The organism is Mycobacterium sp. (genome assembly GCF_035499775.1).
Taxonomy (GTDB): Bacteria; Actinomycetota; Actinomycetes; order Mycobacteriales; family Mycobacteriaceae; genus Mycobacterium.
Window position 1 is genome coordinate 1 of the sequence record NZ_DATJYB010000207.1, and the last position, 8,269, is coordinate 8,269.

The window sequence follows — 8,269 nt, forward strand, 5'->3', positions numbered from 1 at the left end:
GCGGCAACAGCTCCAGACAGTGTCGCCAGCCACCTTGCCGGTGGCGGTGATCGCTGCGGGGCTGCGCCAGTTCGATGTGCGCCTTGACGCCATCGATATCGTCTCGGTGCGAAAGCGACACGTCGCCGAGGCCGCCGATCCTTCCGCCCCGCCAACTGTGGACGATCGCCCCGCGGGTATCGAGCGCGGTACCTGGCTGGTGTTACGGATGGATCCGCAGCACAATGTCGCCGCGGTGGCGGTCCGCGATTCGATCGCCTCGACCTTAGCGGCGGCCGCCGAGCGGCTCGCCGGCGACCTGGATGGACAGCGCTGCGCGGCCCGGCCTTTGACCGCCGATGAGCTCGCCGAGGTGGACACCGCCGTAATGGCGGGTCTGGAACCGACTTCGACTCGCCCGGGATTGCGCCATCTCAAGCATTTCGACGGGTACGCGACCAGCTTCTGGGTGTCGCCGCAGGACATCACTTCGGAGACGCTGGACCGGTTGTGGCTGCACGATACCGATGCCACCGTGGTGACGATCCGACTCACCGCCGCCGCCGGCCGGGCCGAGGTGTCGGCTTGGGTGCGCTATCAGAGCGAGGAGCGGCTGGGTAAAGATGTGCGGGCCGGGCTGAATCGGCTCGTCGGCCGCCAGTTGGCCGCGGTGCGGGCGAGTCTGCCGGCCCCGGCGAAGAGCCCACTGCTGGTGGTGCCGGCGCGTGCGCTGCGCGACGACGAACCGCTCGCAGTGCGGGCGCGTCCAACACAGGAGGACGCGGCACCGCAACACTCGACGAGCCCGACTGAAGGGAGCGATGACGCGGGGAGAGCGGCGGCGGTGGCGCCCACAATGTAATGGTCGTGCGGCTTACGGGCCACCAAGCGCGACGTGACGTCGTAGCTTTCCACCATCCCATTCCGGGGCGCATCGTCGCCGACTCAGGCCGAATCACGACTCGTTTCTTGCCATGCGCACAAACCCAGGACAGGGTCCGCACTGGTGCACCAGAAACTGCCAGCCCGATCCTCTGCCGGGCGTCTACAGCGTGGCCCACTGGCGCTTGGGCCCTCGCGAACCGCGCGCGCCGCTTTCCTAAGCTTCGGAGTCGCGACCTGCGTCGGAGCCGATCCCCCGCGTAATCCAAACATCAACTATTGGGACGATACAGAATGCAGCCGGTCGATACGGGAGCAGCGGATTGTGGTAGGAAGTCTCGAAAGCGGGACTATGTTGATGGGCAACGACACGACAGCGGCCCGAAGAATGAGAACTGGAATACTGCGGTGCAGGTCAGCGCCTCCCGAATGAAATGCGCCGCTCGGTCGGCAGTTATGGCACTAGCTCTGTCGATGGTCGCCGCCTCGCTGTGGTTGATTCTCCGTGATGTCGACAAAACCAGCGCCTCCAACACGGTCGCTGGGCAATCTTGGCGCACATTTGCTGCTGCCGTTACACCGTTCTCGGCAACGGATCTGGTTAACCCGAAACGCGGCCAGTACCAAGACATCGGCATCCCCTTGTATCCGCAGACCGCCACCAGCAGCTACCCGCCATGGCCAGGCACCTACGATGCCGGCGACCGGTTCCTGTGGTCACAAATCCAGCCGGCGGGCGCCGATACGTACGACTTCACGTCGATCGACAACGAGATCGCTGCGGCGCACGCTCACAACCAACGGTTCCATTTCCGCATCATGGCGTTCGCGTCCAATGACGACAGTAGTAAGACCGTGATGGGGGTGCCGGAGTGGTTGCACGCGACGCCGGGGGCCGCCACCGACTACTACTCTGGGGGCAAAAAGTATGTCGTGCCGAACTGGAATGCCGACGCCTACCTCACGCCGCTCGAACACCTGATCGCCGCACTTGGTGCGCGGTACGACCATGATGAGCGCGTCGAGTGGTTCGAGTTCTCCGGCTACGGCGACTGGTCGGAAAACCACATCGGTTTCATAGCAGAGAATTTGGGTGCGCCCGGGCCATCACCGGAAAACAGCATCGCCCAGCTCGGCTACTACTACCAACTCGACGACCAGTCGATCACGAAGGCGTCGATCACCCGAATGGTGAACGCGACCCTAGCCGCGTTCCCGAACACCCAAATTGTTGCCGGCGATGACAATCCCGAAATTACCCGACAGTTCCTAGCCGCTTCGCCGAGGCGGCCGGTGGGAATACGCGCCGACTGCTTGGGTGTGTATCCGCCACCGCAAGTTTGGGCCTCCGCCCCCGATTCCTGGTATGTGCAGCACCACGATCCGGTCATCACGGCGCTGCTGGCGCGCTGGCGCATCGCGCCGGTCGTCACCGAATGGTGCACATTTCAGCCCGGCGGCACCACCGCGTTTTTCCAGCAGGCTATCAAAGATACGGTGAACTACCACGTTTCATTGGTGGCAAGCAACGTGATAGCCCCGTCGTCGGACACGTATGACATCTGGGCGCGCACCAACAAGTACGCCGGCTACCGCTACGCAATCACGTCCGCAACCGTGCCGGCCAGCGCCACCCTGGGCTCGGCGTTGCCGATCACAGTGCGCTGGAACAACTTCGGCACCGCGCCCTCATACGACAATTGGCAGGTCGTCTATGAGCTCCGCGACAGCGACAACACCGTCGTCAAGACCGTGCAGTCTGCGCTGGAGCTACGCAATATCGCTGCCGAGCAAAACTACACCGACACCGCGCAGGACCCGGCAAGTGCGGCTAACGGTGATACGTTTTCGCTGCCGACGTCCGGACTGGCGGCCGGCAAGTACAACCTCGTCGCGAAAGTCGTTTGGAACGAACACAAGCCACACGGAAACAACACCGTCAACTACGCGCCGATGACACTTGCTCAGGCCGGCCGCGACAATATTGGCGGCTATCCGATCGGAAGCATCCAGCTCACCGGATAGCCTCTACCTCTGTAGCCGCGCGTGGCGCGCGTCGAGTCGCGCACCACCGAGTCGTCGGCGAAGGGCAGACGGTGCAGTTCGACGATCAGCGTAATCTGCGATGCGCGATAAATGGCGCTGCCGATGGCTTGCGTAGCTGTGAATCGTCGTATGGCAGTTCAGCACGGCGGCCGACGCGACAGCCGGACCGATCCGCTGGCACTTCTTGCGCCTCAAAGATGCTCTGACCTTCCGCCAAGGGTAGCGCAGATCTTGCCGTCGACAATGGGCCGAGACCTCCGGTCGCGCGCTCCGGACGTTACGCAAGCCGCGTAACGACTATCCGCTGTTGCTTGAGCCGGATAAGCGTTGAAGCGAAATCAGTGATTTCTTATGCAAGCGGTGGGGTGTTGCCGTAGAGGGGAACGCCCGCTGCGGGTCTTATTTCTGTCACGCTCGAACGGCAGTGGTGCAGCTGGTGAGGAATCTGTTGAAAGGCTGCGCAGTGCGAAATACCGTGAGCCCATTTTTCGGTGTATACCATCCAATAAGTATGTATAGTGGCCAGTATCGTGGATGGCTGGTTTGATGGTCCATCGGCACAAGGCCGAGGCAGGAGTACGAGGAGGTGAGAGAGAGTATGAGCGAGCGAGATAGACGGGTCAGCATTCCCGAGGCGATGCGCAGCGAGGCCGCCCATGAGCCGGACCCACGCCCGCGCGGCTCTATCGACTGGTCAAAGGTCCATGATCATGGCACCGATGCCCCGCCCACGCTTATCGAAGACATCGTCGAAATCAAGTCCATGCCCAAGCGTGACGACGGCCTCCCTAACTTTGCCGAGCACGATGAGGACACCAAGAACCACCCTATTGAGACGCCCATCGCCCCGCCGGTGAACTTTCGGCGGTATCTGGGTCGGCTGCTGGAGGACCGAAGCACGGGGCCCGACGCGCTGCGCATTATCGACGTCGGTTGCGGACGTGGTGACACGGTTGCGTGGCTGTGCGCCCAGGGCTGGGACGCCTACGGAATCGACATCTCGCCGGAGTACATACAACGGGGGCGTGAATATCTGGCCCGGCAAGGCGCCAGTCCTGAGCGCTTACAGCTGCTGAATGACGACACCACTTACCCATTCCCCGACGGCATGTTCGATGTGGTGCTGTCCGACCAGGTTATCGAGCACGTGGCCGATCTTGAACTGTTCGCCTCGGAGGTGGCGCGAATATCGGCACCGGGAGCTTGCGGTCTGCACAATTTCCCCGCCAAGTGGCGTCCTGTCGAGACCCATCTCTTGTCACCTTTCGTCCATTGGCTGCCCAAGGGACCGCTGCGCCGGGCCGCCGTCGCGGGAGCCCTGTGGATTGGGCTGGCGGCACCCTACTTCAAAGAGTTCCCATTCTCCGACCGGGTTGAGATCTTCAGCCGGTTCAGCGAGGAGGAGACCTTCTACCGATCGCTGCGGAGCACCATCGCGACGATGCAACGACACGGCCTGCGGTGCGACGCGCGACTTGCCTCCCAGGACAAGATCGCCATGCGTCTCCCGACTGCTCCTAAGGCGGCGCTGCCGCTGCTCGGATGGCTCTACCGGCACATGTCTAACACGGCACTGCAGACACACAAGCCATAGGGCCACGAGTCGAGGTTTGTTGTTGTCCCAGTCGTCGTGAAGTTTAAAATAGCTCCAATGGCTGTCGCCCCGTTGAATCAGCGGATGATCAGCGGGGTCGCCGCGGTGGCCGTCTCGCTCGGGGTGGCCAAGCTGGTGGGCATCCCGTTCGGTGCGCGGGCCGATGCGCGTGTTGCGATCGGCTCGGTGGCCGTCGACCTGACACCGGGGCGGATCAAAGAGTGGGCCGTTCACACCCTGGGCTCTCTGGACAAACCGTTCGTGACCGTCGTCGTGCTGGTGGCGATAGCTACGATCGCTGCAATCGCCGGGATCCTTGAGACTCAGCGCTGCCCGCTCGGCAGCGCTGCGATCGCCGCGATCGGCGTCCTTGGATGCATCGCAGTGCTGTCGCGGCAGGGTACGACAGCACTCGACACGATCCCCACCGTTGCCGGCGCCGTCTGCGGCGTGGCGGCCCTACGCTTCCTCACCCGTAGGTTTTGGCCTGTCCTGGGAGGTCCGGAAGACATGGCCGAATACGGCGATCCGGATGCCGGCAGGCGCAGGTTGGTCACGTTCGGATTGTTCGGATTCGGAGTAGTGAGTGGGGTGGCGGGTGCCGTCATCCCGCGGTTGGCGCATATGGCGCCTTCTAAAACTTCCGCGGACGGCCCTAAGTTCGACGGGTCGGGCGTCAACGCCATGCCGAGCGTGGTCACCCTAGTTGTTGTTCCGTCTGGTGACACCACCGGCGCAACCGACGTGGCTGCGATCAACGCAGCTATCGGGTCTGGCAGTGTGGCGGTTCAGTTGAAGGCTGGCACTTATTACGTCAACGCCCCGATTGTGCTGCAAAAGAATACGCACCTTGCGGGTGTGGGAATGCGCGCCACCATAATCCAACTGGCCAACAGTGCAAACTGCAATGTTGTCGAGAATTTTGTGTCGCCGGACGGCAAAGTGGGAAACGGTGAGTTCGTCGTGATACGGGACATGACGATTGACGGCAACAATACCCACCAGACTGCTACCAGCTACGGAATCTACCTGGCCACAAACCCGCAATGGTCGGGGGCGACCGGCGACGAGTGCTACGACCCACACAATGAAGTTAGTAACGTCTTTATCGTCAATACCAGGAACGACGGGGTCAACACCTACGGACGCGGCGAACACCGTTTTAATAATGTCGTTGTCTACGAATGCTGGGGTAACGGCTTTAACATCGGAAGCTCAGACACCTTTCTAATAGGGTGCTCTGCCGGAAATATTGGGCTTGCCGGGTTTAATTTTAACGCCGGCGGGTTCGCCACGCTGACTGCTTGCAAAGCGTTTGTTTGCGGCACAGTCACGGGTGCTTCTGGTATCGGCTTCAATATGTTTAACTCTCATTCGATAACGATGTCGTCCTGCTACGCGCAGGACAATCAAGCCTACGGTTTCGCGCTTAATACCGCTGAACAGGTAACGCTGACCGGGTGCGTGGCCGACTCCAACAGCAGGGCCGGGGTCGGCGTTTATTCAGGGCTGTACCTCAATAACGCGAGCTACAACACCGTCACCGGGTTCATCTCGACCGAACGCGAGTACGACGGCACCCACAGCTATCAGCAGAATGCGCTGCTGGTTTCCGGTACGTGTACCGGAAACGACATCAATTTGACGCACTCGTCGACGCTTTTCAGTGGCGCAACCGTCGGCGCGCCGATCATGCATGGGTCTGTGGCACTCACAGGCAACCGCGTCGTTATCAACGGCGTCAGCTGAACATCTTTTGTAGCACCCGAAGGCGGCACCGGCCTGCCTTCACCGGGCCACGTAGTCAACTCAGCAGCGCCAATCTCGGGGACGACCTCTACCCGGTGCTGCATCTGGTGATGGCAGCAAGTACTGCAGCCGTAGATCGTGATATTTGGTGTTCTCGTTGGCAGTAGTGGGATTGGCGGGCTCGGTATTGGTTTTATCGTCGCCAGCGTGACGTGACCAGGCCAGCAGGCTGGTGATGGTGTGGTGTGTGCTCAGGAGTAGGGCGTCGAAGAGTCGGCGGAGTTCGTTGACGGTCAACGTCATCAGTCCGGTCGGGTAGCGACAGGCGCCTGAGTTTCCCCGGCGCGCGCCGGCCGATACGCATCGATCGCGCCCTGCGATCAGGGCCAGCTTGAGGGAACCACAAGTCTGCCGCGACCTGCGCACTAGCGGTTTTCGGTGGGGATTGTGGGTCTGACCTGAGTCGACGGTGGTGTAACGGCTGGAATGTGTAGCCACTGAAGTAGTGTGTCGCTGCGATGGTTTCGGGGGTGATCGCGGTAAGCTTCAACGTGTGACGCCATACAGCGGTGCGATGCACGTAGCCCGGAATAAAAGTTTGTATGTGGCGAAGTCTGGTGAGGAGCGGGTCTACGAGTCGGTGCTGCTGCGGCGCACCTTCCGTGACGGGAAGAAAGTCAAGCACGAGACGCTGGCGAACTTGTCGAAGCTGCCGAGTGAGGCGGTCGACGCGATCGAGGCGACGCTGAAGGGACAGACGCTGGTGCCCGCCGGGCAGGCGTTCACGATCACCCGGTCGCTGCCGCACGGGCACGTGGCCGCGGTCACGGCGATGGCGCACAAGCTGGGCTTGCCCGCGCTGCTGGGTCCGGCGGGCCGGGCGCGGGATATCGCGTTCGCGTTGATCGTGTCGCGGGTGGTCCGCCCGGCCAGCAAGTTGTCCACGCTGGCGTGGTGGCCCGACACCACCCTCGGGGTCGATCTCGGGGTGGCCGACGCCCCCATCGACGAGGTCTATGCCGCGATGGACTGGCTGGTTGGCCGGCAGGACGCGATCGAAAAACAGTTGGCAGCACGGCATCTGGATCCGTCGGTGAATCCGGGGCGGATGGCGCTTTTCGACCTGACCAGCTCGTGGGTGACCGGCCGCTGCTGCGAGTTGGCCGCGCGTGGCTACTCCCGTGACGGGAAGAAGGGGTGCGAGCAGATCGAGTACGCCATCCTCACCGATGTCGAGGGCCGGCCGGTGGCGGTGCGGGTGTTTCCCGGCAACACCGCCGACCCGTCCGCGTTCGCCGAGATCGTGACTGCGATGAAGGACACCTTCGCCCTGCAGGACCTGGTGCTGGTCGGTGACCGCGGCATGATCACCACCGCGCGGATCACCGCGCTGCGCGAACTGGGCGAGAGCGGAACGGACTTCGGATGGATCACCGCGCTGCGCGCTCCACAGATCGCCAAGCTGGCCGCCGACGACGGGCCGCTGCAGATGTCGTTGTTCGACCAGCAGGATCTGGCCCAGATCGCTCACCCCGACTACCCCGGTGAGCGGCTGATCGCCTGCCGCAATCCGCTGCTGGCGGCCGAACGCACCCGCAAACGCGGCGAACTGCTCGCGGCCACCGAGAAGCTGCTGGGCCCGATCATTGCCCGCGTCGCCGCGGGCCGATTGAGCGGTGCCGACCAGATCGGCGTCGCCGTCGGGCGGGTGATCGACAAGTACAAGGTGGGCAAGCACTTTCACCGCACCATCACCGACACCGCACTCACTGTCGAACGCCGACACGACCAGATCGCCGCCGAAGCTGCCCTCGACGGGGTTTACGTGTTACGCACCAGCGTCGGCGGCGAGGACCTCGACCCGGCCGCGGTGGTGGCCGGCTATAAGAACCTCGCGAATGTCGAACGCGACTTCCGCATCCTCAAAGTCGATGATCTGGACCTACCCCCGATCCATCACCGCCTCACCGACCGGGTCAGCGCCCACGTGCTGATCTGCATGCTGGCCTGCTACCTGGT

The 8,269-nt window shown here is 62.7% G+C and carries 5 protein-coding genes; all 5 read left to right on the forward strand.

Annotation, left to right across the window (positions count from 1 at the left end; translation table 11 throughout):
* Positions 1 to 841 (forward strand): type VII secretion protein EccE (gene eccE / locus VML93_RS13735; RefSeq protein WP_325611367.1); only part of this gene is annotated, 841 nt, incomplete at its 5' end.
* Between the two features lie 428 nt (positions 842 to 1,269).
* The gene (locus VML93_RS13740; protein ID WP_325611370.1) at positions 1,270 to 2,886 is read left to right on the forward strand and encodes a DUF4832 domain-containing protein; all 1,617 of its coding nucleotides are present in this window, start codon (positions 1,270 to 1,272) and stop codon (positions 2,884 to 2,886) included.
* A 619-nt stretch (positions 2,887 to 3,505) separates the two neighbouring features.
* The gene (locus VML93_RS13745; protein ID WP_325611372.1) at positions 3,506 to 4,501 is read left to right on the forward strand and encodes a class I SAM-dependent methyltransferase; all 996 of its coding nucleotides are present in this window, start codon (positions 3,506 to 3,508) and stop codon (positions 4,499 to 4,501) included.
* Between the two features lie 57 nt (positions 4,502 to 4,558).
* Positions 4,559 to 6,250, forward strand: coding sequence for a right-handed parallel beta-helix repeat-containing protein (locus VML93_RS13750; protein WP_325611374.1), 1,692 nt, complete (start codon positions 4,559 to 4,561; stop codon positions 6,248 to 6,250).
* A 553-nt stretch (positions 6,251 to 6,803) separates the two neighbouring features.
* The coding region (locus tag VML93_RS13755; protein WP_422656536.1) for an IS1634 family transposase at positions 6,804 to 8,269 on the forward strand (1,466 nt) is incomplete at its 3' end.

What these genes read in the sequence shown, in the direction of transcription:
- VML93_RS13750 (WP_325611374.1), top strand. Translation starts at nt 4,559, where the DNA reads ATGGCTGTCGCCCCGTTGAATCAGCGGATGATCAGCGGGGTCGCCGCG.
- VML93_RS13745 (WP_325611372.1), top strand. Translation starts at nt 3,506, where the DNA reads ATGAGCGAGCGAGATAGACGGGTCAGCATTCCCGAGGCGATGCGCAGC.